This window comes from Streptomyces sp. NPDC005402, assembly GCF_040606575.1.
In the GTDB taxonomy this organism is placed as follows: Bacteria; Actinomycetota; Actinomycetes; order Streptomycetales; family Streptomycetaceae; genus Streptomyces.
In genome coordinates this window covers 406,386-432,231 of record NZ_JBEXFB010000003.1, presented here as the reverse complement: position 1 = coordinate 432,231, position 25,846 = coordinate 406,386, and the positions used below count along the sequence as shown (strand labels likewise).

General features: G+C 70.9%; 23 protein-coding genes and 1 riboswitch. Of the genes, 11 read left to right on the top strand and 12 right to left on the bottom strand.

Annotation, left to right across the window (positions count from 1 at the left end):
* Positions 1-3 precede the first annotated feature (3 nt).
* From ABZT02_RS07970 to fahA, 7 genes are all read right to left on the bottom strand, one after another.
* On the bottom strand, positions 4-792 hold the full coding sequence (locus ABZT02_RS07970; protein WP_356015344.1) for an ABC transporter ATP-binding protein: 789 nt from the start codon (positions 790-792) through the stop codon (positions 4-6).
* The gene (locus tag ABZT02_RS07965) at positions 776-1,639 is read right to left on the bottom strand and encodes an ABC transporter permease (RefSeq protein WP_356015342.1); all 864 of its coding nucleotides are present in this window, start codon (positions 1,637-1,639) and stop codon (positions 776-778) included. The genes ABZT02_RS07970 and ABZT02_RS07965 overlap by 17 nt, the downstream gene beginning before the upstream one ends.
* Positions 1,636-2,973: an ABC transporter substrate-binding protein gene (locus tag ABZT02_RS07960; protein WP_356015340.1), complete on the bottom strand. Its 1,338-nt coding sequence runs from the start codon at positions 2,971-2,973 to the stop codon at positions 1,636-1,638. The genes ABZT02_RS07965 and ABZT02_RS07960 overlap by 4 nt, the downstream gene beginning before the upstream one ends.
* A gap of 16 nt (positions 2,974-2,989) precedes the next feature.
* Positions 2,990-3,217 carry a ferredoxin family protein gene (locus ABZT02_RS07955; RefSeq protein ID WP_018568287.1) on the bottom strand — a complete coding sequence of 76 codons (228 nt, stop codon included), beginning with the start codon at positions 3,215-3,217 and terminating at the stop codon, positions 2,990-2,992.
* Between the two features lie 31 nt (positions 3,218-3,248).
* Entirely contained in the window at positions 3,249-4,034 is a 786-nt protein-coding gene (locus ABZT02_RS07950; RefSeq protein ID WP_356015338.1) for a GntR family transcriptional regulator, read from the bottom strand.
* A 236-nt stretch (positions 4,035-4,270) separates the two neighbouring features.
* A complete protein-coding gene (locus ABZT02_RS07945) occupies positions 4,271-5,212 on the bottom strand; it encodes a M56 family metallopeptidase (RefSeq protein ID WP_356015337.1) in 942 nt (313 codons plus the stop codon).
* Positions 5,213-5,366: 154 nt separating this feature from the next.
* Complete coding sequence (fahA, locus tag ABZT02_RS07940; protein ID WP_356015336.1) at positions 5,367-6,602, bottom strand: fumarylacetoacetase; 1,236 nt, start codon at positions 6,600-6,602, stop codon at positions 5,367-5,369.
* A gap of 253 nt (positions 6,603-6,855) precedes the next feature.
* Between fahA and ABZT02_RS07935 the strand changes: the two genes are divergently transcribed.
* A complete protein-coding gene (locus ABZT02_RS07935) occupies positions 6,856-8,115 on the top strand; it encodes an ATP-grasp domain-containing protein (protein ID WP_356015335.1) in 1,260 nt (419 codons plus the stop codon).
* Positions 8,116-8,211: 96 nt separating this feature from the next.
* Positions 8,212-9,414 (top strand): FAD-dependent oxidoreductase, encoded by a 1,203-nt coding sequence (locus tag ABZT02_RS07930; RefSeq protein ID WP_356015333.1) that lies wholly within the window; start codon positions 8,212-8,214, stop codon positions 9,412-9,414.
* A 2-nt stretch (positions 9,415-9,416) separates the two neighbouring features.
* Here ABZT02_RS07930 and ABZT02_RS07925 read toward each other — a convergent pair whose 3' ends face one another.
* Both ABZT02_RS07925 and ABZT02_RS07920 read right to left on the bottom strand, forming a co-directional pair.
* The gene (locus ABZT02_RS07925) at positions 9,417-9,821 is read right to left on the bottom strand and encodes a hypothetical protein (protein WP_356015330.1); all 405 of its coding nucleotides are present in this window, start codon (positions 9,819-9,821) and stop codon (positions 9,417-9,419) included.
* Positions 9,822-10,565: 744 nt separating this feature from the next.
* Entirely contained in the window at positions 10,566-11,705 is a 1,140-nt protein-coding gene (locus ABZT02_RS07920) for an arabinogalactan endo-1,4-beta-galactosidase (protein ID WP_356015329.1), read from the bottom strand.
* Between the two features lie 370 nt (positions 11,706-12,075).
* Between ABZT02_RS07920 and ABZT02_RS07915 the strand changes: the two genes are divergently transcribed.
* The 5 genes from ABZT02_RS07915 to ABZT02_RS07895 all read left to right on the top strand — a co-directional run bounded on the left by ABZT02_RS07915 (position 12,076) and on the right by ABZT02_RS07895 (position 17,604).
* Positions 12,076-13,413 (top strand): sugar ABC transporter substrate-binding protein, encoded by a 1,338-nt coding sequence (locus tag ABZT02_RS07915; RefSeq protein WP_356015552.1) that lies wholly within the window; start codon positions 12,076-12,078, stop codon positions 13,411-13,413.
* Positions 13,410-14,405 carry a sugar ABC transporter permease gene (locus ABZT02_RS07910; protein ID WP_356015328.1) on the top strand — a complete coding sequence of 332 codons (996 nt, stop codon included), beginning with the start codon at positions 13,410-13,412 and terminating at the stop codon, positions 14,403-14,405. The genes ABZT02_RS07915 and ABZT02_RS07910 overlap by 4 nt, the downstream gene beginning before the upstream one ends.
* Complete coding sequence (locus ABZT02_RS07905; RefSeq protein ID WP_356015327.1) at positions 14,402-15,280, top strand: carbohydrate ABC transporter permease; 879 nt, start codon at positions 14,402-14,404, stop codon at positions 15,278-15,280. The genes ABZT02_RS07910 and ABZT02_RS07905 overlap by 4 nt, the downstream gene beginning before the upstream one ends.
* Before the next feature lie 30 nt (positions 15,281-15,310).
* Positions 15,311-16,339, top strand: a complete 1,029-nt coding sequence (locus ABZT02_RS07900; RefSeq protein ID WP_356015325.1) for a LacI family DNA-binding transcriptional regulator — start codon at positions 15,311-15,313, stop codon at positions 16,337-16,339.
* Positions 16,340-16,791: 452 nt separating this feature from the next.
* Positions 16,792-17,604 carry an HAD family hydrolase gene (locus tag ABZT02_RS07895; RefSeq protein ID WP_356015323.1) on the top strand — a complete coding sequence of 271 codons (813 nt, stop codon included), beginning with the start codon at positions 16,792-16,794 and terminating at the stop codon, positions 17,602-17,604.
* A gap of 3 nt (positions 17,605-17,607) precedes the next feature.
* Here the strand turns inward: ABZT02_RS07895 and ABZT02_RS07890 are convergent, their stop codons facing one another.
* Positions 17,608-18,090 (bottom strand): transglycosylase SLT domain-containing protein, encoded by a 483-nt coding sequence (locus ABZT02_RS07890; RefSeq protein WP_356015321.1) that lies wholly within the window; start codon positions 18,088-18,090, stop codon positions 17,608-17,610.
* Positions 18,091-18,094: 4 nt separating this feature from the next.
* Positions 18,095-18,267, bottom strand: a riboswitch (cyclic di-AMP (ydaO/yuaA leader).
* 270 nt (positions 18,268-18,537) lie between these two features.
* Positions 18,538-20,532: a CocE/NonD family hydrolase gene (locus ABZT02_RS07885; protein WP_356015319.1), complete on the bottom strand. Its 1,995-nt coding sequence runs from the start codon at positions 20,530-20,532 to the stop codon at positions 18,538-18,540.
* A gap of 251 nt (positions 20,533-20,783) precedes the next feature.
* Between ABZT02_RS07885 and ABZT02_RS07880 the strand changes: the two genes are divergently transcribed.
* From ABZT02_RS07880 to ABZT02_RS07865, 4 genes are all read left to right on the top strand, one after another.
* Positions 20,784-21,794 carry a polyprenyl synthetase family protein gene (locus tag ABZT02_RS07880; RefSeq protein WP_356015316.1) on the top strand — a complete coding sequence of 337 codons (1,011 nt, stop codon included), beginning with the start codon at positions 20,784-20,786 and terminating at the stop codon, positions 21,792-21,794.
* 270 nt (positions 21,795-22,064) lie between these two features.
* Positions 22,065-23,318 carry a sigma-E factor regulatory protein RseB domain-containing protein gene (locus ABZT02_RS07875; RefSeq protein WP_356015314.1) on the top strand — a complete coding sequence of 418 codons (1,254 nt, stop codon included), beginning with the start codon at positions 22,065-22,067 and terminating at the stop codon, positions 23,316-23,318.
* Between the two features lie 33 nt (positions 23,319-23,351).
* Positions 23,352-24,356 carry an ABC transporter ATP-binding protein gene (locus tag ABZT02_RS07870; protein ID WP_356015312.1) on the top strand — a complete coding sequence of 335 codons (1,005 nt, stop codon included), beginning with the start codon at positions 23,352-23,354 and terminating at the stop codon, positions 24,354-24,356.
* The gene (locus ABZT02_RS07865) at positions 24,343-25,266 is read left to right on the top strand and encodes an ABC transporter permease (RefSeq protein ID WP_356015311.1); all 924 of its coding nucleotides are present in this window, start codon (positions 24,343-24,345) and stop codon (positions 25,264-25,266) included. Before ABZT02_RS07870 ends, ABZT02_RS07865 begins: the two co-directional genes overlap by 14 nt.
* Here ABZT02_RS07865 and ABZT02_RS07860 read toward each other — a convergent pair.
* Entirely contained in the window at positions 25,256-25,846 is a 591-nt protein-coding gene (locus tag ABZT02_RS07860) for an NAD(P)H-dependent oxidoreductase (RefSeq protein ID WP_356015310.1), read from the bottom strand. The genes ABZT02_RS07865 and ABZT02_RS07860 overlap by 11 nt on opposite strands.

Sequence of the window (25,846 nt, the reverse complement as noted above, 5' to 3'; positions counted from 1 at the left end):
CTTTCAGGTTCCGAGCGAGGAGAGGACGTCGCGCCGCAGGGCCACGCGCGCGGGATCGTCGTGCGCCGTACGGTCGCGCGGGCGCGGCACGTCGCGTACGGCGGTCAGGCGGCCGGCCCCGAGGAGCGCCACGCGGTCGCCGAGGAACAGGGCCTCGTCCACGTCGTGGGTGACGAAGACGACGGTCGCGCCCGTGCCCCGGAGCACCTCGACCAGCAGGTCCTGCATGCCGGCGCGGGTCTGGGCGTCGAGGGCGCCGAAGGGTTCGTCCATGAGGACGGCACGGGGCGCTCCCGCGAGGGCTCGGGCCAGTTGGGCGCGTTGGCGCTGCCCGCCGGAGACGTGGTGCGGCAACTGCCGGGCGTGGTCGGCGAGTCCGACCCGGGCCAGCCAGGACTCGGCCTGTGTGCGGCGCTCGGTGCGTGACAGGCCCTTGATGGCCAGCGGGAGTTCGACGTTGGCGCGCAGGGTGCGCCAGGGCAGGAGGGCGTCCTCCTGGAAGACCAGGGCGCGCTCGGCACCGGGGCCGGTGAGGGGGCGGCCGTCCTGGGAGACGCCGCCCGAGAGCAGCGGGAGGAGGCCGGCCAGGGTGCGCAGCAGCGTGGACTTGCCGCAGCCGGAGGAGCCCACGACGGTGAGGATCTCGCCGGGGGCGATGTCCAGCTGGACGCCGGTGACCACGGGGGCGCCGGGGCGGCCGAGGGTGGCGTCGCGGAGGACGAGGCGGGTGCCGCGCGGGACGGACGGTGCCTGGGTGGCCGTATCGACGACGGTGTCAGACGAGGTGCTCATCGCGTGCCTCCTGGGCCTCGGATTCAGGTCCCTCACGAAGGGGTGCGGCTACGGCGCGCGGTGTCCTGGGCCGGGTCGCGGCGACGTACGACGTCCTCGGCAGCCACCGCGTCAGGCGGCGGCCGACGAGCTCCACGGCCGTGGAGGTGAGCCAGCCGAGGACGCCGATGGTGACCATGCCGACGAAGACGCCCGCGTAGTTGACGACGGTGTAGTCCTGCCAGGTGCGGTAGCCCACGCCGTACTGGCCGGAGATCATCTCGGCGGAGATCACACAGATCCACGAGACGCCGATGCCGACGGACAGTCCGCCGAAGATGCCGGGCAGGGCGCCCGGCAGGACGACCGAGGCGAGGATCCGCCACCGGCCGCCGCCCATGGTCAGCACCGCCTCCTCCCACACCGGCGTCAGGGCGCGGACCGCGTGCCGGGTGGAGACCAGGACGGGGAAGAAGGCGGCGGTGAAGGTGATGAAGACGATGCCCTGCTCGTTGGAGGGGAACAGCAGGATCGCGACGGGGACCAGGGCGATCGCCGGGATCGGGCGGACGACCTCCAGGACCGAGCCGAGCAGGTCCTCGGCGAGGCGGGAGCGCGCGACGAGCACGCCCGTGGCGACGCCGAGCACCGCGGCGAGCAGGAAACCGGTGAGGATGCGGGTGAGGCTGTCGGTGAGGTCGGTCCAGTAGTCGGGGCCGGACACCCGGTCGGCGAAGGCGCGGGCCACGTCGGCGACCGTGGGGAACTGCGAGAAGCGCAGCCACAGGTCGATGTTCAGGCTGGTCAGCAACTGCCAGAGGCCGAGAGCGACCGCCAGCGAGGCCGCTCTCAGCGCATACCGGCTCACGACGCCCGCTCCAGCGCGTCGGCGTACGTGACGACCCGGGCGCCGCCGTGCGCGGAGAGGTACGCCCGCGCGGTCTCCGGGGCGACGAAGGGCAGGAGCCGGTCGCCGTCGGCCACCCAGACCGCCTTGTCGGCGAACCAGAGGGTGCCGGTGGTGGCGTCGGGGACGTAGGCGGCGCGGATGCCGGTCCGGTGCGCGGAGACGTACTTCAGCAGCTCCGTCGGTGTCTTGAAGCTTTGTGTCGTGGAGGCGCCCTTGGGCCAGACCTCGCTCGCGGAGGCGGACGGCTTCGAGGCGAGGCGGGCCGCGTAACCCGCGCCGAGGGCCTTCCTGACGTACTGGTCGTCGACGAAGGCGTCCACGTCGATGTCGCCGGTCAGCTTGGCCGCCTTCAGCACCGAGACGTCCTGCTTGAGCGCGGAGATCAGCTGGGGCTTGACCGCCGGGTCGAAGGTGGCGATGCCGTGGTCGCCGTTGTAGAGGTAGACGACCTCGGCGGGCAGGCCGGTGGCCTTCGCGACCGACTCGGCGGCGGCGACCGGGTGGTCGTCGAGATAGTCGGTGGCCTCGGCCTGGGCCTTCAGGAACGCCTCCAGGACCGCCGGGCGCTGCTTGGCGAAGTCCTCGCGGGCGGTGACGCCGTGGAAGGTCGGCAGGTCCAGCTCGGCGCCGTCGTACAGGGCCTTCGCCTTGCCCTGGTAGGTGAGCAGGCCGGGCCAGGCGACGAACTGGGAGAGCGCGTCCGTGCTGCCCGCCGACAGGGCCGAAGCGCCGACCGCGGGCTGCTGGTTGAGCTTCTCGATGCCCTTGTCCGGGTCGATGCCGGCGCGCTGAAGGGCGCGCACGAGGGTGCCGTCGGCGGCGGAGCCGACGCTCGTGGAGACCTTCTTGCCGCGCAGGTCCTTGAGCGAGGCGAGTTTCGAGCCGGGGGAGGTGACGATGGTGTTGAGGCCGCCGCGCAGGTTGTAGCCGGTGACCGAGACCAGGCGGGTGGGCTTGCCGAGCTGCTTGCCGCGGGCCGCGTTGATGAGGAGCGGGAAGTCGCCCATCGAGCCGATGTCGATCTTCCCGGCGGTCATCTGGGCGGTGATGGGGGCGCCCGTGGCGTAGTCCTGCCAGTCGACCTTGTACGTCTTGCCGTCGTGCAGCGCGTTCAGCTCCTTCTCGAAGTAGCCGAGGGAACGCAGCAGGGTGCCGGCGGTGACCGTGTTGATGGTCTTGGACTGGTAGCCGACGGTGACGGTGACCGTGGAGCCGTCGCCCGCCTGGGCGCTGCCGCAGGCCGTCAGCGGCGCCAGCAACAGCAGAGCGGCGACAACTGGTTTGTGTTTCACGGGAGTTCGGGACCTCTCACCGGAGCAGATAGGGCATGTTGACCGTGACGGCTCCGGTGGGACAGCGGGCCGCGCACGGGCCGCAGTACCAGCACTCGTCGACGTGCATGTAGGCCTTGCCGCTGCTGGTGTCGATGGCCAGCGAGTCCAGCGGGCACATGTCGACGCAGAGGGTGCAGCCGTCGATGCACTTCGACTCGTCGATGGTCACGGGCACGTCGGCCCGCTGGGGCGCCAAGGGCATGGCTGTCTCCAGGAAACGGCTCGGAAAGAGGTCAGAGGGAGCGGTGCAGCAGGCCGCTCATGGTGATGCGGTCACCGCGGAAGCGGATGAACTCCAGGTCGACCGGGCGGCCGTCGGCGAGGTGCGTGAGGCGTTCCAGCATGAGGACGGCCGCGCCGCGCGGGGCTTCCAGTACGGCGGCGGAGTGCGCGTCCGCGTTCACCGCCTCCAGGGTGATCTCGGCGTGGCCGAGGCCCTGGCCGGTGATCGCCTCCAGGAGGCGGAAGACGTCGGTGTTCTCCAGGTCGGCGCCGAGCAGGGCGGTGCCGAGGTCGAGCGGGATGTAGGTGAGGTCGAGGGAGAGGGGGAGGCCGTTCAGACGGCGCAGACGTTCTATGTAGAGCACGTCGGTGCCGGGGTCGACCTGGAGGCGCCGGGCCACCGGGTGCGGGGCGGGGGCGGGGCCCATGGTGCGGACCTCGTTGGTGACCGTGCCGTGTTCGCGCAGGGTTTCCGCGAGACCCATCAGACGGTCCAGGCCATGGGGGTATTTCTGGCCGACGACCACGGTGCCGACGCCGGGCAGGCGTGCGACCAGGCCTTCCGCGCGGAGCAGGTCCAGGGCTTGGCGGACCGTGTTGCGGGAGGCGCGGTAGTCGGCGGCGAGGGTCGTCTCGTGGGGGAGGGTGCCGTTCTCGAAGCCACTGGTGAGGATCTGGTGGCGCAGGAGGTCGGCGAGTTGTCGTGCCTGGTCCGCGCGCAGCCGGCGCCGGGCACGGGCGGCGACGGTGGTCGCGCCCTGTCCGGCGTGGTCCGGGATGCGGTCGGTGGCTGGCATGGCTGGAACCATACCTACTTGGTAGGAAAACGTGTGTTGCTGAATTGTTGCGCCACCTGACGGAGTGACAGTATTGCGGCTGACCTGCGGTTTCTTTGGCCGTGGGGTGACATGTGCCACCTGCCGGGAAAAGCAGGGATCGGTGAACCTGCTCAGGGGCGCGGGGCTGTGTCGATGTGCGGCTCCGCCGCGTGGGCGCGACCAACCCCCACCGGCCGACAGCCGACGAACGACCCCTACGCCAGCGCCGACAACCCCGGCCCAAAAACGATCAGCAACGGCAGCAACGGCACCAGCGCAGCCGTCGCGGACGTGAGCGCCCGCTGCCTGCGCAGCAACCGCGGCGGCGGCTCCAGCAGCCGGTCCACCCGCTCACCCAGCAACCGGTGACTGGACGCACACGACAGCACCCCCCGGTGCTGGTTCAGCTCGATCAGCGCCAGCGCCGTCGTCAGATGCCCGCACCGCCGCGACGCCGTGTCGTCCGCCGCCAGCTCCACCAGCCGGTGCGTCTGGTCACAGAAGTGGGCGAAGAGCGGCACCCGCGGGAACCCCGTGGCCAGCGCGGTCGACAGGTGGAGCAGCCAGTCGTGGCGGGCCCGCGCATGCCCGCGCTCGTGGGTGAGGACGGCGTCCAGCTGGTGGTCGGTCAGCCGGTGCAGCGCGCCGGTCGTCACGATCAGCTGCGGCGGGTTCCCCGGCATCCACCACGCGTCCGGATACTCGTCCTCCAGCACCAGCAGCGGACCGCGCGTCGCCGTCCCCAGCCCGGCCGGCAGATCCGGCGCCCGCTCCCGCAGATGCTCGCGGGCAAAGCCCCGGCGCCGCCGCGCCTCGACCAGTTCACGGGCCAGCATCGCCGTGGTCCAGGCCGCGCCGGCCGCCAGCAGGAGGGTCGACGCGACCGCCCAGACCGGCGCGGCCGACAGGTCGTACGCCGCCGTCACGGCCGGCGGCGCGGGGGCGAAGACATGGTCGCGGACCGTGTGGAAGACCGCCGCCGCCCCGAGGACCAGCGCCGTCAGGCAGCACAGCAGCACCGTGGCGACCAGGCACTGCCACACCCACAGCCCGACCACCGGTTCCCGTTCGGGCCACGCGGCCCGGGTGAGCGCGCGCGGCACCGGCACGGCGGCCGCCAGGGCGACGGTGCTCAGCAGGAGCAGGCAGAGTGTCATGCCACGGGCTCCGCATCCTGATCGGAGACAGGGAAGGGTGGGGCTGTGGTGAGGCGCTGCTGGGCGGTCGACACGTCGTCCCACGTATGGCCGCCCGCCGCCAGTATGCCGTGAGCGGAGGCCCTGCGGCAGGACTCGAACAGCACCGGACGCCTCACACCTCCGCGGACACCACCCGTCCCACCACATCCCCCAGCCCCACCCGGACCCCGTCCGGACCGGGAGCCCACGCCGACAGCGTCACCACGTCCCCGTCCTCCAGGAAGGTCCGCTTCCCGTCCGGGAGTTCCAGCGCGTCCCGTCCGTTCCAGGTCAGCTCCAGCAGCGACCCCCGCTCGCCCGCCGATGGCCCGCTCACCGTCCCCGAGCCGTACAGGTCACCGGTCCTGAGCGAGGCCCCGTTCACCGTCATGTGCGCCAACTGCTGGGCCGCCGTCCAGTACATGGTGGAAAAGGGCGGCTCCGACACCACGTGGCCGTTGATCGCGACGGAGATCCGCAGGTCGTAGCCCCCCGGCTCCACGTCGGAAGCGGTGTCGTCCAGGTACGGCAGCAGCTCGTGCGTCCGCGTCGGCGGCGCCACCCGTGCCTCCTCCAGCGCGTCCAGGGGAGTGATCCACGCCGACACCGACGTGGCGAAGGACTTGCCGAGGAACGGGCCGAGGGGGACGTACTCCCAGGCCTGGATGTCCCGCGCGGACCAGTCGTTGAGCAGGCACAGTCCGAAGACGTGCTCGCGGAAGTCACCGAGCCCGACCGGCCGGGCCGGCTCGGACGGCGCCCCGACGACGAAGCCGACCTCGGCCTCGATGTCGAGCCGCACGGACGGCCCGAAGACGGGAGCCGCGTCGGCGGGAGCCTTCCGCTGCCCTGAAGGTCGTACGACATCCGTCCCCGACACCACCACCGTGCCCGCGCGGCCGTGGTAACCGATCGGCAGGTGCTTCCAGTTGGGGGTCAGGGAGTCCGCGGCGTCGGGGCGGAAGATCTGGCCGACGTTTCGGGCGTGGTTCTCGGAGGCGTAGAAGTCGACGTAGTCCGCGACCTCGAAGGGGAGATGGAGGTCGACCGTGGACAGCGGGTGGAACAAGCCCGCGATCGCCTCCTGGTGCGCCGGCACGGTCACCCACGCGGTGAGCGCGCGCCGCACGTCCGACCAGGCCGTGCGGCCGGCGGCCAGCAAGGGCCCCAACGAAGGCTGCGCGAGCAGGGAGACATAGGGGGAGCCGAGGGCGGCCGCCGCCGCGCCCGCGTCCAGGACGTGGGCGCCGAGCCGGACGCCGACGGTCCGGTCGGACGAGCCCGAGGGCGAGAAGACGCCGTACGGAAGGTTGTGCGCGCCGAAGGGGTCGCCCTCGGGCACGTCGAAGGGGACATCGAAGGGGGGCATGGGGTGCTGCCTCACTCTCGCGCATGCCGGGCGGACCAGGTGGTCGCGGCACACGGTGCGGTCCGGGTGGTCGCGCCACACGTTACGGGCGGGACGCCGGTCACGGGAGTGCCTAAAGTGCTAGCAATGTGGCTAAAGAGTTAGCAATGTCCCGGTAAGGGATGGTCGGAGGCTTCCCTTCCGGCTTAGCGTCCTTTGCGAGCACGGACGGGATGGGTGGGATCGCGTCCGTGGGGGGACGCGTGGGGGGACCGTGGCCAAAAGCGCGAGCAGTGTGCCGTTCCGGGCCGACCGTGAGGTACCGGCCCTGATCGTCAAGTTCGGCGACTACCCGCTGCACCACGGCGGAGTCGGCGCGATCCGCAGTCTGGGGCGCCTCGGCGTGCCCATGTACGCCATCACGGAGGACCGTTACACGCCCGCGGCCGCCTCCCGGTACCTCACCCGCGCGTTCGTCTGGCCGACGACCGGCACCGAGGACCCGGGCCGGCTGGTCGAGGGACTCATCCGGATCGGGCGCCGCATCGGCCGCCCCGCCGTCCTCGTGCCGACCGACGAGGAGGCCGCGGTCCTGATCGCCGAGCACCAGAACGACCTCTTCGGCCGGTTCCTCTTCCCGCGCGTGGAGCCCGGCCTCACCCGCCGGCTGGCCAGCAAACAGGGCCTGCACGAACTGTGCGCGGAACACGGGATCGCGAGCCCGCAGGCCGCCTTCCCGCAGTCGTACGACGACATCGTGGCCTTCGCCGAGAAGGCCCGCTTCCCGGTGGTGGCCAAGAACCGCGAGGCGTTCGTACGGCGCCGGCGACCCGCGGTGGGCGGCACCACCCGTATCGCCACCCGTGAGGGGCTGCTCGCCCTCGCCCGTGACTGGGGCGAGCGGCCCGGGGTGATCCTCCAGGAGTACCTGCCACGAGAGGACGCCGAGGACTGGATCGTGCACGCCTACTTCGACGCCAACTCCGCCCCGCTGGCCCTGTTCACCGGCGTCAAGGTGCGCTCCTGGCCGCCGCACGCGGGCATGACGGCCAACGCGTACGTCGTCGACAACCCGGAACTCGCGGACCTCGCCGCACGTTTCGTCAAACAGATCGGCTACACCGGCATCATCGACCTCGACCTGCGCTTCGACCGGCGCGACGGCCAGTACAAACTGCTCGACTTCAACCCCCGCATGGGCGCCCAGTTCCGGCTCTTCGAGAGCGAGTCGGGGGTGGACGTCGTCCGCGCCATGCACCTGGACCTCACCGGGCGGACCGTTCCGGAGGGGGAACAGCGGGCCGGTCACCGCTATGTCGTGGAGAACATCGACCTGCCCGCCCTGCTCGCCTACCGCCGCAGCGGCTATACGACCCCGCACGCGCCGACGCGGCCCAGCGGGACCGAGCTGGCCTGGTTCGCGGGTGACGACCCGCTGCCGTTCCTCACCATGCTCGGGCGTTTCGTGCGGCCCGGCGCGAAGCATCTCTACCAGCTCTGGCGGACCAACCGCCGCGGCAGCACGACCAGTTGAACAGCGGCACCGTGAAAGGCGGCACCACGAACAGCCGCACCACGACCAGCGGCACCACCACGAAGTGACGAAGTGAACGTCCTGGGGAGGGACTTCGTGATCCAACCGGTAGCAGTCATCGGCGCCGGGCCCTTCGGCCTGTCGACCGCGGCCCATCTGCGGGCCCGCGGCATCCCCGTGCGCGTCTTCGGCGACCCCATGGTCAGCTGGCGCGACCACATGCCCGCGGGCATGCTCCTCAAGTCGACGCCGGCCGCCTCCAGCCTCGACGCGCCCCAGCGCGGGCACACCCTCGTCGACTACTGCGACGCGGCGGGCATCCCCCGGCTGGTGACGGACGAGGACATCGTCCCCGTGGAGACCTTCATCGCCTACGGCCAGTGGTTCCAGCAGAAGCTGGTGCCCGAGCTGGAACAGGTGCGGGTCGTGTCCGTGGACCGCAGCGAACGGGGCGGCTTCCAGCTCAAGCTCGACTCCGGGGAGTCGTTCACCGTGCGGGCGGTCGTCGTGGCCACCGGTCTGTCGGGCCTGTCCCACCTGCCCCGGGAACTGGCCGCCGCCGCACCCGACGGACCCGCCCCCAACGGCCCGCTCTCCCACAGCTCCCAGCACCACGACCTGACCCGCTACTCGGGCAAGGAGCTGATCGTCGTCGGCGCCGGCCAGTCCGCGCTGGAGACGGCCGCCCTCGCGGCGGAGGCGGGCGCCCAGGTCAGGGTGGTCGCCCGTGGGCGCGGCAGCGTGGACTTCGGCGCACCGCCGTGGAATCAGCCGAGGCTGCGCCCCGAGTCGCCCTTCGGCCGCGCCTGGTCGCTGTGGGCCCTGAGCTACTACCCGCACCCCTACCGCCGGCTCCCGGCCGGCGCCCGCCACTACCTGGTCCGACGGGTCCTCGGCCCGCTCGGCGCGTGGTGGCTGCGCGACCGCTTCGAGGGCAAGGTCCAGGTCACCGAGGTGGACCGGATCCTCAAGGCGGACACGACCGACGGCCACCCGGCCCTGGACGTCCTCACCCACACCGGCACGACGGACCGCCTCGCCGCCGACCACGTCATCGCTGCCACCGGCTACCGCGTCGACCTCGCCGCGATGGACTTCCTCGGGCACGAACTGCGCACCGCGCTCGCCGTCAGCCGCGGCACGCCCAGGCTCGGCGCGGGATACGTCTCCTCCGTGCCGGGCCTGTACTTCACCGGCCTGCCGGCGGCGGCGTCCTACGGCCCGGTGATGCGCTTCGTGTGCGGCACGGAGTTCGCCTCCCCGAGGCTCGCCCAGCACCTGGCGGCGGCCCACGGCTGACCTCACGAGCGGCAGACGTCCTTCAGCTTGTCCGCGGCCGCGTCGATCCTGCCCGAGTCGGGGGTGGTGTCCCCGTTGAGGATGGACCTGTTGTAGTCCTCGATCGCCTTGTCGAGATCCTTGACGGCCCGGTCGACCTCGCTGTCGCCCGAGTCGTCCTGGACCTTGTTGATCCTGTCGACGTTCTTGTCGATCGTGGCGATGGAGTCGTCGGTCTTCGAGGGGTCCTTCACCGCGTCCCAGCCGGCCTCGTGGATGGCCTTGATGCTGTCCGCGATGGTGTCGGCGTTGGACACGCAGTCCAGGGAGTTGTCTACGTCCTTCGGGTCGCAGCCGGTGGCGAGGACGGCGGTGAGGGCGACGGCGGTCAGGGCGGTGGTGATGGTGAAGCTACGGCGACGGCGCATGGCGTGGCCAACCCTTTCTCGGGGCGGGATTCGATGCCCTCCACGATTCCGCCGCCCGGCCACACCCACGAGGGAGCTGCCCGGCGTGTGCGGGGTGTAGCCCGGTACACCCCGCGGTGCGCGGAGGTCGGGGCGTCCCGGGACGGGTGGTGCGGTCTCCCCGTGCGGTGCTGCTGTGCGGGTGCCGTGGCCCCGGCGTCCTGCGAGGGATGGCCCGGTATCTTCCGCGCTGCTCGTGTGCGGGTGCGGAGGTCGCGGCGTCCCGGGTCGGGTGGTGCGGTCTCCCCGCACGGTGTTCGTGTGCGGGCGCCGGGCGCAGGTGTCCTGTGCGGGATGCCCGCTACCTTCCGCGGTCCTTGCGTACGGGCGCCGAGGTCGGGGCGTCCCGGGTCGGGTGGTGCGGACCCCCCGCACGGTGTTCGTGTGCGGGCGCCGGGCCCAGGTGTCCTGTGAGGGATGGCCCGGTACACCCCGCGCTGCTCGCGTACGGGCACCGAGGCCCGGCGGCCTGCGAGGGATGGCCCGCTGTCTTCCGCGCTGCTCGTGTGCCGGTGCGGAGGTCGAGGCGTCCCCGACCCGGTAGCCCGGCCGCCCCGCGGCCCTCACGTACGGGCGCCAAGGCCCCGGCGCCCCGGGGCGGGCGGCCCGCTGCTCCGCGCGATCCCCGCCTACGACCGGCAAGGCGCGGAAGCCCGCTACCCTCCGCTACCCCCCACGCCCCCCGGTCCCCGCTCCCGTCCCCGCCTACGACCGATAACGCCCCAGCGTCCGCAACCCCGGCAGCGCCCTGTCCTGGAAGTCGAACAGCGCCAGGTTCTCCCACGCGTTGCCCGAGGAGGGGTCCGTCGGGTCCCAGCCGTTGCCCGCGCGGTAGGTCCACAGGCCCTCCCAGTAGCAGTAGCCGAGGCCCTGCCCGTCCGGGACACCGGCGGCGAGGTCGGCCACCGTGCGCAGCCAGGCGGCCTGGCCCTCGGGGGTGGCGGGGTAGCCGTCGGTCAGCTGCGAGGGGCTGTTCATGATGTCGTTGACGTCGTCCTCGCTCTCCAGTGTGAACGGGTACGCCGTCTCGGCGATCACGCAGGGCTTGCCGTAACGCGCGGTGATGTCGGCCATGTTGGCGGCCGCGTCCGCGATCGGGCCGTGCCAGAACGGGTAGTACGAGAGCCCGATGATGTCGAAGGCGACGCCGTACGACACCACGTTGTCGAACCACCAGCGGTACAGCCCGTTGTCGCCGCCGTTCGCCAGGTGCAGGATCGTGCGGACGCGCGGGGTGGTGTCGCGGGCCGCGCTCAGACCGGCCTTGAGGAAGGCGGTCATGTTGTCGAAGTGCTCCCAGTTGCCCTCGGGCCAGATCAGGCCGCCGTTCAACTCGTTCCCGATCTGCACCAGTTGGGCCGGGGTGCCCTGCCGCTTCAGGGCGCCCAGGACGTCGGCCGTGTGGTCGTACACCGCCCTCGCCAGACCCGCCACGTCCAGGCCCGCCCAGGCGGCCGGCTTGGTCTGGTGCGCCGGGTCGGCCCAGCTGTCCGAGTAGTGGAAGTCGATCCAGATGCCGACACCGGCCCGCTTGAGGCGGCGGGCGAGCGGCAGGATGTGCGCCTTGTTGTTGTAGCCGTCGGCCGGGTTCACCCACACCTTGAGGCGGGCGTGCGTGACGCCGGCCTGGGCGATCAGGCGGACGGGGTCCGCGCGGTGGCCGTCGGCGGTGCGGTACACCGCCCCGTGGTCCTCGTTCTTCGGCAGCGAGGAGATGTCCACGCCCCGGATGTCCAGACAGCCGCGCCGCGTGGTGGCCGGTGCGGCGACGGCCGGTGCCGCCCCCAGCACGGGAACGGCCAGCGCGGCGGCTCCGGCAGCGGTGAGAACACTGCGTCTGCGCATGTCAAGGGGTCCTTTCGCGGACGGTCACGGAGATACCGGCTCTGCGGTGACTTCGGCGGCCGGGGGAGGGCCGGGGGAAGGTCGAGGAGTGGGGTGAGGGGAGCCGGCGAATCGCCGGACGACCACAGAAAACCCTCATTTTCTGTGATCGTGCACAGCTCCCCTCACCCCTGTCATCGGCGAGCAACAAGTAGGTAACCCCAAGCTTCCGCCATTGACAAGGGGCCGAAACAATTCTCTACTGTGCACGATCACAGAGCCGCGCGGCCCTCGCGCACAGCCCTCTCGGTCACGTCCGCAGAACCTCCCCCCACGGCGGTTGCCGCGAACGCGGGACGTTTCGAGACCGGCTGGTTCCATGTCAGGGGAGATGAAGATGTCGATCAACCGCCGCCAGATCAGCAGGCGCAACATCCTTGCCGGGGCCGCAGCCCTCGGCCTCACCAGCACCCTCGCCGCCTGCGGCGGTTCCGACGACAAGGACTCCGGCGGGAGCAGCGGGCCGGTCAAGCTGACCTACTGGTCGTGGGCGCCGAACATGGAGAAGGTCGCCGCGATCTGGAACAAGAAGAACCCGGACATCACGGTGACCGTGTCCAAGCAGGCCAGCGGCGGCGAGATCGTCTCCAAGCTGATCACCGCGAAGAAGGCCGGCAACGCCCCCGACCTCATCCAGGTCGAGTACCAGTCCCTGCCGACCCTGGTCTCCAACGACGTCCTGGCCGACATCACCAAGTACGCGGGCGACACCAAGTCGGACTTCGCCGAGGGCCTGTGGGGCATGGTCACCCTCGGCACGGACGCGCTCTACGCGATCCCGCAGGACGCCGGGCCGCTGATGTTCTACTACCGCGAGGACCTCTTCAAGAAGCACGGACTCAGCGTCCCGAAGACCTGGACGGAGTTCGCCGAGACCGCCCGCGCCGCCAAGAAGGCCGTCCCGGACGCCTACTTGACCACGTTCTCCGCCAACGACCCCGGTCTGTTCGCGGGCCTCGCCCAGCAGGCCGGCGCCAAGTGGTGGACCGTCGACTCGGCCGGCAAGTGGACCGTCGGCATCGACGACGCGGCCACCAAGCAGGTCACCGAGTTCTGGGGCGGCCTGGTGCAGGAGGGCGTCATCGACAACCAGCCGATGTACACCCCGGCCTGGAACAACGCCCTGAACAAGGGCACCCACCTCGCCTGGGTCTCCGCCGTCTGGGCGCCCGGTGTGCTGGTCTCCTCCGCCCCCGACACCAAGGGCAAGTGGCGCATGGCCCCGCTGCCGCAGTGGAAGTCCGGCGAGAACGTCACCGGCAGCTGGGGCGGTTCCTCCACCGGTGTCTCCACCGACTCCAAGCACGCCGAGGCCGCCGCCAAGTTCGCCACCTGGCTGAACACCGACCCGGAGGCGCTGGCCGCCCTGGTCAAGGAGGTCGCGATCTACCCGGCCGCGACGAAGGGCCAGTCCGGCGACGTCCTGACCACGCCGGAATTCTTTTCCAACCAGGCGGACTTCTACACGACGGCCGGCGAGATCGCCGCGACCACGGCCACCGCGGCCTGGGGCCCCAACGTCAACACGGCGTACACCACCTTCCAGGACGCGTTCGGCAAGGCCAGCAAGGCGAAGAAGGAGACCCAGTTCGACTCCGCCCTCGCCACCATGCAGTCGAAGACCTTCGGCGACATGAAGAAGCAGGGCTTCGAGGTGACCGAGGCATGACCAGCGCTCCGCTCAAGGGCGCCGACCTCATCGAGGCCGGGCCCTTGGCGGACGGCACCGGCACCGCCCAGTCCGTCCGCCCCAGCCGCCCCCGCCGCCGTGGCCGCGGCGCACCGTACTGGTTCCTGGTGCCCACCCTCACCCTCTTCGCCGCCTTCACCGTCGTGCCCATCGGGTACGCGATCTGGCTGAGCCTGCACAGGGTCCAGGTCAAGGGCATCGGCCTCGGCAAGGGCGCCCGCTCACAGGTCTGGAACGGGATCGGCAACTACACCGACGTCCTGAAGGACTCCGAGTTCGGCGACAGCGTCCTGCGCGCCTTCGGATACGGCCTGATCGTCATCCCGACCATGCTGGGCCTCGCGCTGCTGTTCGCGCTGATGCTGGACACGCCGAGGGCCCGCAGCGCGTCCTTCGCCCGGCTGATGATCTTCCTGCCGTACGCGGTCCCCGGCATCATCGCCGCCCTCATGTGGGGCTTCCTCTACCTCCCGGACGTCAGCCCCTTCTACTACCTGCTCGACAAGTTCGGCCTCCCGCAGCCCGACCTGTTCGATGGCGGCAACCTCTACCTCTCCTTCGCGAACATCGCGGTCTGGGGCGGCACCGGCTTCAACATGATCGTCATCTACACCGCGCTCAGGGCCATCCCGCCGGACATCTACGAGGCGGCCAGGATCGACGGTGCGAGCAACCTGAGCATCGCCCTGAAGATCAAGATCCCGATCGTGATGCCCTCGCTGGTGCTCACCTTCTTCTTCTCGGTGATCGCCACCCTCCAGGTCTTCACCGAGCCGATGGCCCTCAAGCCGCTCACCAACGGCCTGCCCAGCTCCTGGAGCCCCCTGATGGCCATCTACGACAAGGCCTTCCTCCAGTCCGACATCTACGGCGCCTCCGCCACCGCGGTCGTCCTGGCCCTGGCCACGTTCGTCCTCTCCTTCACCCTGCTGCGCATCTCCGACCGCTACACCCGGGAGGACCGGGCATGACCCCCCTCACCCTCACCGCCGACACCACCGGCAAGGCCGCCAAGACACGGCGTACGGCCTGGGTGCCGACGATCGTCCTGCTCCTCGGCGCCCTGTACTGCCTGATCCCCATCGCCTGGGTGGTCATCGCGGCGACCAAGGACCGGTCGGAGCTCTTCTCCACCTTCACCTTCGCCCCCGGCACCGGGTTCTTCCAGAACCTGAGCGACCTGACGGACTACCGGGACGGCATCTTCTGGAGGTGGATGGCCAACTCGGCCTTCTACGCCGGTCTCGGCGCCCTGCTCTCCGCCGCGGTCTCCGCCGCCGGCGGCTACGCGCTCGGCCGCTACAGCTTCCGCGGCCGGGAGGCCATCTTCAAGATGATCCTGGCCGGCGTCCTGGTGCCGTCCATCGTGCTCGCCGTACCGCAGTACCTGCTGCTGTCCAAGCTGGGCATGGCCGACTCGTACTGGTCGATGCTGCTGCCGTCGATCCTGTCGCCGTACGGCGTCTACCTGGTCCGCATCTACGCGGCCGCGTCGGTGCCCGCCGAGCTCATGGAGGCGGCCCGGATGGACGGCGCGAGCGAGTGGAGGATCTTCTCGCGGATCGCCGTACCGATGATGATGCCCGGCCTGATCACGGTGTTCCTCTTCCAGTTCGTCGGCATCTGGAACAACTTCCTGCTGCCCTTCGTCATGCTCGCCGACGACGAGAAGTTCCCGATCACCCTCGGCCTGTACACCCTGCTCGCCCAGGGCGCCTCGCAGCCCGCGCTCTACACCCTGGTCATCACCGGATGCCTGCTCGCGATCCTGCCGCTGATCGGGCTCTTCCTGGTCATCCAGCGGTTCTGGTCGCTGGACCTGATGAGCGGCGCGGTCAAGGCCTGAGGCCCGCACCCGATTTCACGAACGAGGAACATGACCACCAGCGCGAACGGACGCCGCAAGCCACCGACCATCCACGACGTGGCCCGGGAGGCGGGCGTCTCGCGGGGCACCGTCTCCCGCTTCCTGAACGGCGGCCACTACGTCTCGCCCGCCGCGCGGCGGTCCGTGGAGGCCGCCATCAAGAAGACCGGGTACGTGGTCAACCGGCATGCGCGCAGCCTGAGCACGGGCCGGTCGGACTCGGTGGCGTTCCTGCTGACCGAGCCGCAGGAGAAGTTCTTCGAGGACCCCAACTTCAACGTCCTGCTGCGGGGTTGCACCGAGCGGCTCGCCCAGCACGACATCCCGCTGCTGCTGATGCTGGCCGAGAGCGACGACGACCGGCGCCGGCTGACCCGGTACATCACCTCGGGTCACGTCGACGGCGTGCTGCTGCTCTCCAACCACAGCGGTGACCCGGTCGCGGCCGAACTGCACGACGCCGGGATCCCGTTGGTGGTCTGCGGCAAGCCGATAGGGCGCGGAACCAAGGTGAGTTACGTGGCCGCCGCCGACCGGGAGGGCGCGCAGGACATGGTCCGCCATCTCCTCGCGGGCGGCCGCCGCCGCGTCGGCATGGTCACCGGGCCGCTGGACATGCCGGGCGGCCCCGACCGGCTGGCCGGCTACCGGGACGTGCTCGCCGAGGCGGGCCTGCCCTACGACCCGGCGCTCGTCGTCGAGGGCGACTTCCGGCGCAGCGGCGGCGAACGGGCGGCCCGCCGCCTGCTGGCCCAGGCCCCGGACATGGACGCGGTGTTCGTCGCCTCGGACCTCATGGCCCTGGGAGTTGTGAACGTCCTTCAGCAGGCGGGGCGTTCGGTCCCCGATGACATCGCCGTCGGCGGCTTCGACGACTCCCCGGCGGCCACCGCCATCGCCCCCGCCCTCACCACCATGCGCCAGCCCTTCGATCGCATCAGCGCCGAGATGGTCCGCATGCTCCTCGCCCAGATCGCGGGCGAGGACACGGCAGGCGTCATCCTGCCGACGGAACTGGTGGTCCGGGCCTCGGCGTAGCGCTGCGCGGAAGCCCGCGAGCGAAGAAGCCGGCGAGCAGGGAAGCGGGGAAGCCGGGAGCGAGGCCCGGGTGGCGTGAGGCAGACGGGGGCCGACCGGTCGCCGTGCCGGGGTGAGGCCATTCCCGACCGCCGCGCACCACCCGACCGCACCCGGTCCACAGGGGGCGCATCCCCGGTCGTGGCGTGGCCGATCATGACTCGCCGCCTCCGGCCCCGTGGCCCGACAGGCAGCTCCCGCCACGGGGTGCCCCGGCGGGTTTCGCCGGCTGCGGCGGCGTGAGCCCCAACAGGCCATCCGGCAAAGGCGAGGTGCCGCATCGGGCCTGCGCGCCCGCGGCGCACCCGGTCCGCCACACTCCCCGGAACCGGAACTGCCGTCAACGGATGTGAAAGCGGCAGCCGTCCGGTTCGCGTCGAGTCGAAGGGGCCAACCATCCGTATTCTCTGATCATGGCCGCCTCCCCCGCATATTCACTCATCGCCACCGACCTGGACGGCACGCTGCTCCGCGCCGACGACACGCTCTCCGACCGGTCGTTGACCGCGCTGGCGCGGGTGGCGGCGAGCGGGGCCCGGCATCTCGTCGTGACGGGACGGCCGGCGCCCAGAGTGCGGCCGCTCCTCGACGACCTCGGCAGCACGGGGCTCGCGGTGTGCGGACAGGGCGCGCAGGTGTACGACGCCGGCGCGGACCGTCTGCTCTGGTCGGTGACCCTGGACCGGGAGTTGGCGGAGACCGCGCTCGGCAAGATCGAGGCCGAGGTCGGGCAGGTGTACGCGGCCGTGGACCAGGACGGTGTCGACGGGCTCACGCTCATCGAGCCGGGCTATCTGATGCCCCACCCGACGCTGCCCGCCGTGCGGGTCGGCCGGCGCGACGACCTGTGGCGCGAGCCGATCAGCAAGGTGCTGCTGCGCCACCCCTACCTGTCCGACGACGAGTTGGCGGTCACGGCGCGCTCGGTGGTGAGCTCACTGGCGACGGTCACCATGTCGGGGCCCGGGACCGTCGAACTCCAGCCATGCGGCATCACCAAGGCGACCGGCCTCGCGCTGGCCGCCGAACACCTGGGCCTGGGGCCCGAGGTGACGATCGCCTTCGGGGACATGCCCAACGACATCCCCATGTTCGACTGGGCGGCCCGCGGCGTGGCGATGGCCAACGCCCACCCCGAACTCAAGGCCGTGGCCGACGAGGTGACCCTGTCGAACGAGGACGACGGCATCGCCGTCGTCCTCGAAAGACTCTTCCCGCGGGCGTAGTCCCTAGTACGCGCCGAACACGTTGTCGATGGACCCGTACCGCTGGGCCGCGTAGTTGCAGGCCGCGGTGATGTTGGCCACCGGGTCGTACGGGTCCCACGAGGTGTTGGCCACGTGGTACGCGTTGAAGGTCGGGTCGATCACCTGGAGCAGGCCCTTGGAGGGCGTGCCGGCGGCCGCGTTGGAGTCCCAGAGGTTGATGGCGTAGGGGTTGCCGGAGGACTCGCGGATGACGTTGCGGTAGATGCCGTCGTAGGAGCCGGGAATCCCGTGCTCCGCCATGACGGCGAGGGAGGCCCGGATCCAGCCGTCGAGGGTGTTGGAGTAGCCGAGCGTGGTGGCGGTCTGCACGGTCGGGGTGGCCGCGGACGCGCTGGTCGCGCCGATGAGCGGCAGTGCGAGGACGGCGACTCCGGTGCCGGCGACGGCGAGCTTGCGGGCGAGACGGCTGGTACGGGTACGGCGGTGCTGAGCGGCAGCAGACATGCGAAGTTCCTCTCCGTCGCCTGCGAGGTGAGCTGTCGGGTTCGGGCGGGAGATGCCCGGCCACGCCGACGAAAGGCGTGACTTCACCCCAAGCCGTACCGGTATGTCCGAAGACGACCGGTCCGGCGACTTACCTGGTTCCCCCGCTCCTGCCGTGGTTCTCGGTGGGTGTTGTGGGCGGTGGCAGGATTCGGCGTCCGCCCGACAGGCCGGGAACGTATGCGAGAGCACATGTCCGGAACAAGTGGCGAATTCACATGCCGTGCCTATTGACCTTGGTAAGAGGCATTTGGGGCACTTGATCCTTTGCGTTCGCCAAGCCTCAACTCGCGCACAGCAAAAGGCGGATCGACAGATTCCGCATTCATGCCGATCCGCCCGGACGAGTGGGCCACATCACAGTCGAGCGCAAGAGGGGTAAAACGGGCAAGAAGGCTCAACTCATGTTCAACCGGCCGTCCGTGGGATCCGCTTCTCCCACGTCCGGTGGAAGACCACCTCGCCGCCGTCGGTGCAGACGACCTCGTCGGAGGTGAGGAAGTCCGTTCCGTCACAGGTGATCTCCGAGCGGGTCCGGACGGTCACGTCCCAGGCGAGCTCGGGGCGGTGCAGCCGGATCGACCAGTCCGAGCGGGTGCGGGCGGACAGGGGGTCCTGCTCGTCGATCGTGTACGTGTCCCGCGCGTCCTCGGTGAACTCCAGACCGTCGGGGTACGCGCGCGTGCCGCCGTGCCGGGGGCCGACCTCCAGACGCCACTCGCCCTTGGCCACGTCACGGACGACCAGCCGCTCGGGGCGGGGCTCGTCAAGGGTGGCGGGGGAGTTGGCCCCCAGCGGACCGGACTGCTCCGCCTCCTCGAAGGCGATGGCCGAGTTCACTTCACGCGCGCGTACCGGCAGTTCGAGAAAGCTGCCCGCCGGCTCCAGCGTGAATCCCGCCTGCGACCCGGGCTGCGGCCAGATCCACGGCCAGTACGCGGAGGAGACGGCGAGCCGGATGCGGTGACCGGGCGGGAAGGCGTGCCCGATGCCGTTCAGCTCGAAGGCCACCTCCTGCGTGGCCCCCGGCTCCCAGGGCACCGCCCGGTCCCGCCCGTGACGGGCCGAGAGGTTCAGCACGCCGCGCGTGACCAGGGTTGACGAGCCGTCCGGGGCGACATCGCAGAGCCGCGCGACGACCTGGCCGCGCGACACCTCCGAGGTCACCCTGAGCCGCACCCGCGGCCGTCCGAGGACCCACGTCTCCTCGCCCACCGCGAACTCGAAGCAGGCCGAGCGGGCGTCCTCCTCCCGCTGGTCCGGCGGCAGGTCGGCGTCGTTCCCGACGGGGAGGAAGCGGCCGGCGTCCACCCCCGTGTGCTGCGGGGAACGGACCAGGACGGGGGCACCCTGAAGGCCGTACGACACCGTCGTCACGTGCGGGGAAGGCCAGGCCGGCTCGCCGACCCAGCGTCCGGGCAGGGTGGCGTAGGCCGTGGCCGGGGGGTGGGAGTCGCTGACGTAGGCCCTCAGGAGCGGTTCCCGCATCACGCCGGTGTCGACGCCCTTCAGGTGCTGGTCCCACCAGCGCAGGGTCTCCTGGAGGAAGCCGATCGCCGGGCCGGGCGGCAGGCCGCGGTCCGGGTACTGGTGGGACCAGGGGCCGATCAGTCCGCGTACGCGGTCGGCCGGCAGGTGCTCGACGAGCCGGAGGACCGTGTCGCGGTACGGGTCGTGCCAGCCGCCCACCGCGAGGACCGCCGCGCCGATCGCGCCGTGGTCCTCGCGGACGCTGCCGTGCCGCCAGTAGTCGTCGCGGGTCTGGTGGCCGAGCCAGGTGTGGACGAAAGGCTCGACCGCGTCGAGGCGTTCGAGCCACCTGTCCCGCCAGGCGTCGCCGACATGGAGCGGATCAGGGGGCCGGGAGACGAAGGCGAGCATCGTCGCCGCCCACGCGTGCATGTCCACCGCGAGGACGGAACCTCCCCTGTAGTGCGCGTCGTTGTCATAGCGGTCGTCGGTGGAGCAGACGGTGACGACCGCCTTGAGCGGCTCGGGAGCGAGGGCCGCGATCTGGAGGGAGTTGCAGCCGCCCCAGTCGATGCCGAACATGCCGACCCGGCCGTCGCACCAGGGCTGCGCGGCCAGCCAGTCGACGACCTCGACCCCGTCGGCGAGCTCGGTCGCCGCGTACACGTCACCCGGCAGGCCCTCGCTGTTGCCGTGCCCGCGCACGTCCACCCGGACGGAGGCATAGCCGTGACCCGCGTACCAGGGGTGGCGCTGCCAGTCGCGCGGCGCGGTCCAGTCGGTGAGGCGGTGCGGCAGGTATTCGAGGATCGCGGGTACCGGTTCCTGAGTGAGGGGTCGCCACACGCGTGCGTACAGGAGCGTCCCGTCCGGGAGCGGGATGCGGACGTCGTCGTGGGTCGTCTCGTGGGGGAAGGACGTACGGATGCGCATCGGTGGGGTCCCGTCGATTTCAGTGCGCCGGGTGTCACGACGAGGGCGGCTACTTCCCTACAAATCGATAGATATCCGTTCTTTTCAGGTGATCAAAAACATACCGGTCGTGATCCGATACCGCCTGGCATGGACGGGGCGGGCGCTATCGGTGATCCAAAGGTGACCGGATACGCTGACTTGAGTGAGGGCAGCGACCTATCGACATTCCGCGTGACCGCCAGAAGACACCAGCAGACAGGAGACCCCTCGTGACCGTCGTCGGGCCGTTCGGGCTGAGCGTGCGGGACCAGGCTCTGGAAGCCGATGTCCAGGCCGGATTGGCGGCTGTCGAGGAGGGACTGCTCGAGGCCACCAAGAGCGAGGTCCCCTTCATCACGGAGGCCGCCCAGCATCTGGTGCGGGCGGGCGGAAAGCGCTTCCGGCCGTTGCTCGTGATGCTCGCCGCCCAGTTCGGTGACCCCTATGCGCCGGGCGTGGTGCCGTCGGCCGTGGTGGTGGAGCTGACCCACCTCGCGACGCTGTACCACGACGACGTCATGGACGAGGCCGAGGTCCGGCGGGGCGTCGACAGCGCCAACACCCGCTGGGGCAACTCGGTGGCCGTGCTGACCGGCGACTTCCTGTTCGCCCGCGCCTCACACATCCTGGCCGACCTCGGGCCTGAGGCCGTCCGGGTGCAGTCGGAGGCGTTCGAGCGCCTGGTCACCGGCCAGATCCTGGAGACGGCCGGGCCGCAGGACGGCCGGGACCCGGTCGAGCACTACCTCGACGTGCTCGGCGGCAAGACGGGCTCGCTGGTCGCGGTCGCGTGCCGCTTCGGGGCGATGATGTCGGGCGCCGACGAGACGGTCGTGGACGTCCTGACCCAGTACGGCGAGCGCCTCGGCGTCGCCTTCCAGCTCGCCGACGACGTCCTGGACATCGCCTCCGACTCCCACGAGTCCGGCAAGACGCCGGGCACGGATCTGCGGGAGGGCATCCCCACGATGCCGGTCCTGCGGCTGCGGGAGCGGGCGGCCCGGCTCGGCCTGGCCGAGGACATCGCCCTGTGCGAGCTGCTCGACTCCGACCTCACGGACGACGCCCGGCACGCACAGGCGCTGGCGGCCCTGCGCACCCACCCCGCGCTGGAGCAGGCCCGCCGGGACACCGTGCGCTACGCGGAGGACGCGCGCGCGGCCCTGGCCCCGCTGCGGGAGTGCGACGCGCGGGCGGCCCTGATGGAGCTGTGCGACGCGGTGGTCCACCGCGCCGGATAGTGACGTGCGTCACTGTGCGTGGCCGTCGTGATGGTAAGAGCCCGCTCATCGGCGGCTGCGCCCCCTACGGGTCGTAGGGGGCGTCCGCATGTCGTGTCATACCCCAGGTGTACGCGGAGTTGGCCCCGAGGGCTGACGCATCCTCATGGCCGATTTGGTCAGATGGACACCACGGAAAACACCAATCCTCACCGATTCGGGTGAGAATGGCGGCTACGGGTGGACGCACGGGAGTTGACAGCCGCCGCCGACGACGGAGGTAAGGCACACATGGCACCGTACGAATCCGACGACAGCGTGACCGCCGCGGACGCCGAAGAGCTGCGTTCCGCGCGCCGGCGCAAGGCCGCGCGGTACGTCGTGCCGGCCACGGTGGTGGGAATCGCGGCGGCGACCATCGGGCTGGTCCCGGCGCTCGCCGACTCGGGCGACCCCGACCTGCCGAAGATCAGCGCACAGGAACTCATCGAGAAGATCGCCGCGTCGGACGTACAGCAGCTGTCCGGCACCGTGAAGATCACCACGGATCTCGGTCTGCCGGACCTCGGCGGCCTGGAGAGCTCGCTCGGCTCCGCCGCCGGGCCCTCCGGATCGGGCGACGGCTCGTCCGCCGACCCGTCCACCAAGCTCACCGAACTCGCCTCCGGCACGCACACGCTGCGCGTCGCGGCCGACGGCGAGGACAGGCAGAAGGTCTCGCTGCTGGAGAACGCGGCCGAGTACAGCCTCATCCACAACGGCAAGGACGTCTGGGGCTACGACAGCAAGTCCAACTCGGTCTTCCACACCACGGCCTCCGAGAGCGACGGGAAGCAGAAGGAAGAGCTCCCGGCCACGCCCAAGGACCTCGCCGAGGACGCCCTCAAGGCCGCCGACAAGACCACGTCGGTGACGGTGGAGGGCACCGCGCAGGTCGCGGGCCGGGACGCCTACCGCCTGGTCATCAAGCCCAAGGACGACGGCTCGACGGTCGGGCAGATCACCGTGGCCGTGGACTCGAAGACCGGGCTGCCGCTGAAGTTCACGCTGACGCCGGCGAGCGGCGGCGCGGCCGTCGTGGACGCGGGCTTCACCCAGGTCAGCTTCACCAGGCCGGCCGCCTCCACCTTCGACTTCACCCCGCCGAAGGGGGCGAAGGTCGAGGAGGGGGACACGTCGAAGGCACCCGGGCACTCGGAGGGCTTCGGCAAGGAGCAGGGCAAGGAGCAGGGCAAGGACCAGCGCAAGGGTTCCGGCGAGGAACTCGGCAAGGGCGGCCCCGAGGGTCTGAACGTCATCGGGGACGGTTGGGACTCCATCGCCACCTTCGACACCGGCGGCCAGGGCGTCCCGTCCGGCTCCGAGGTCGGCGGTGACGTCGGCGGCTTCCTGGACTCGCTCGGCGACAAGGTCTCCGGAGAGTTCGGGAAGGGCACCGTCTTCAAGACCCGCCTGATCAACGCCCTGATCACGGACGACGGCAAGGTCTACGTCGGCGCGGTCACCAAGGACACGCTGGTGAAGGCGGCCGACGCGGCGAAGTAGGTCCCCGCGCGGCACGACGAATCGAGGGAGCCGATGGACCAGCCGTCCGCCACGGAACCGGATCCGAAGGGGTCGGGTGACGGCGCAGGCGGTGACGTGGGTGCGGACGGCAGCGTCATCCACACCCGCGCCCTCACCAAGCGCTACCGCGGCGGACAGCTCGCCGTGGACGGTCTCGACCTGACCGTCCCGGCGGGCAGCGTCTTCGGCTTCCTCGGCCCGAACGGCTCCGGCAAGACCACCACCATCCGCATGCTGATGGGCCTCATCGAACCGACCTCCGGCACCGCGCGCGTCCTGGGCCGGCCCATGCCGCGCGCCTCCCGGGCCGTACTCCCGCACGTCGGCGCGCTCATCGAGGGCCCGGCCCTCTACGGCTTCCTCTCCGGCCGCGACAACCTCGTCCGCTACGACGCCGCGGACCCGACCGCCGACCCGCGCACCCGGGGCACCCGCGTGGCGGCGGCCCTGGACCGGGTGGGCCTGGCGGCCGCCGCCGGCAAGAAGGCGAAGGCGTACTCGCTGGGCATGAAACAGCGCCTCGGCCTGGCCGCGGCCCTCCTCCAACCCCGCAGACTCCTGGTCCTGGACGAGCCGACCAACGGCCTGGACCCGCAGGGCATGCGTGAGATCCGTTCCCTGGTGCGGGAGCTGGCGTCGGACGGCACCACCGTCTTCCTCTCCTCCCACCTCCTCGACGAGATCGAACAGGTCTGCACCCACGCGGCGGTGATGGCCCGGGGCCGGCTGATCACCCAGGGTTCGGTGGCGGACCTGGCGGCGGGGGCGAGGGGGAGGCTGGTGGTGACGACGCCGGACCCGACGGACGCGGCGAGGGTCCTGAAGGAACAGGGAGTCGGCGATGTGGTGGTGGCTGAGGACCGGGTCACCTCCGACCCTCCGGACAGCGAACTGGCCGACATCAACGCCGCGTTGGTGCGGGCCGGGGTGCGGGTGCGGGGCTTCGCAGTGGAGAGGGCCTCTCTGGAGGACGCCTTCGTGGCACTGACGGGGGAGGGCTTCGATGTCGCGGGTTGACCTGAAGGGGCGCGGGGCTGTATCGATTTGCGGCTCCGCCGCGGGGCGCGACCAGCCCCCACAGACCGCAAGCCGCCGTACGACCTTCTACGGCACCCTCTTCCGCAACGAACTGCTCACCACATTCCGCCGCTGGCGCACCCTCGCCCTGCTCGCCGTACTCGCAGCAGTCCCGATCCTCGTGGGCATCGCGGTCAAGATCGAGACCAGCGACGGCTCCTCGTCCGGCGGCGGTGGCGGACCGGCCTTCATCTCCCAGATCACCAACAACGGCCTCTTCCTGGTCTTCACCGCCCTCGCCGCGACCCTCCCCTTCTTCCTGCCGATGTCCATCGGCGTCATCGCGGGCGACGCGATCGCGGGCGAGGCCAACGCCGGCACCCTCCGCTATCTGCTGGTCGCCCCGGCGGGCCGCACCCGGCTGCTCCTCACCAAGTACGCGACGGTGATGACGTTCTGCCTGGTCGCCACCCTCGTGGTCGCCCTCTCGGCACTGACGGTGGGGGCCGTCCTCTTCCCGCTCGGCGACCTGACGACGATCTCCGGCACCCGGATCACCTTCGCGGAGGGCCTGGGAAGGGCCCTGCTGATCGCCATGGTCGTGGCCGCCTCACTGACCGGCGTGGCGGCCCTCGGCCTGTTCGTCTCGACGCTCACGAACAGCGGCATCGCGGCGATGGCCACGACCGTCGGCCTGCTGATCACGGTCCAGATCCTCGATCAGATCCCCCAACTGCACGCCCTCCAGCCGTACTTCTTCTCCCACTACTGGCTGTCCTTCGCCGACCTCATGCGTGAGCCGGTCTACTGGGACGACCTGGTGAAGAACCTCGGCCTCCAGGCGCTGTACGCGGGGGTGTTCGGCTCGGCGGCGTGGGCGAGGTTCACGACGCGGGACATCACGGCCTGACCTGCTCGTAAGGGAACCGCGCGAGCGGAGCCTCCTGGTCGAAGAAGGTCTTCGCGCGGGAAAGGGCATCGGTGTCCCGCAGGATGTCACCGGGCTTGCTGCCGTTGCCGAGGAGCACCCCGCCGAAGCGCATCCCCAGGTACGCGGCCGAGTTGTTGAGGGTGCCGACCAGCGGGTCGGCGACCTCGAACTCCTGGTGCGCCAACGCGGTGACACCCCAGAGCGTGCGCCCCGCCATGGTCGCCTTGAACTCGACGCCCGGCGTGCGCAGCCAGCCCGACCAGTGGTCGAGGTAGCGCTTGACGTGCGCGGAGACCGAGTACCAGTACAGCGGGGAGGCGATCACGATGTCCGTCGCCGCGAGCGTCGCGTCGAAGAGCAGTGCCGTGTTCCCGATCGTCGGACGCACGTGGTCGGTGTCGTGGCGGAGGTCCTCGAAGTCGGGCAGCGGATGCTCCGTGAGGTCGATCCACTGCTGCTCGACATCCGGGGGCAGTTGCTCGGCGGCCCGGCGGGCCAGCAGTTCGGTGTTGCCGTCGCTGCGGCTGCTGCCGAGCACGAACAGGAAACGGCGTGTCAT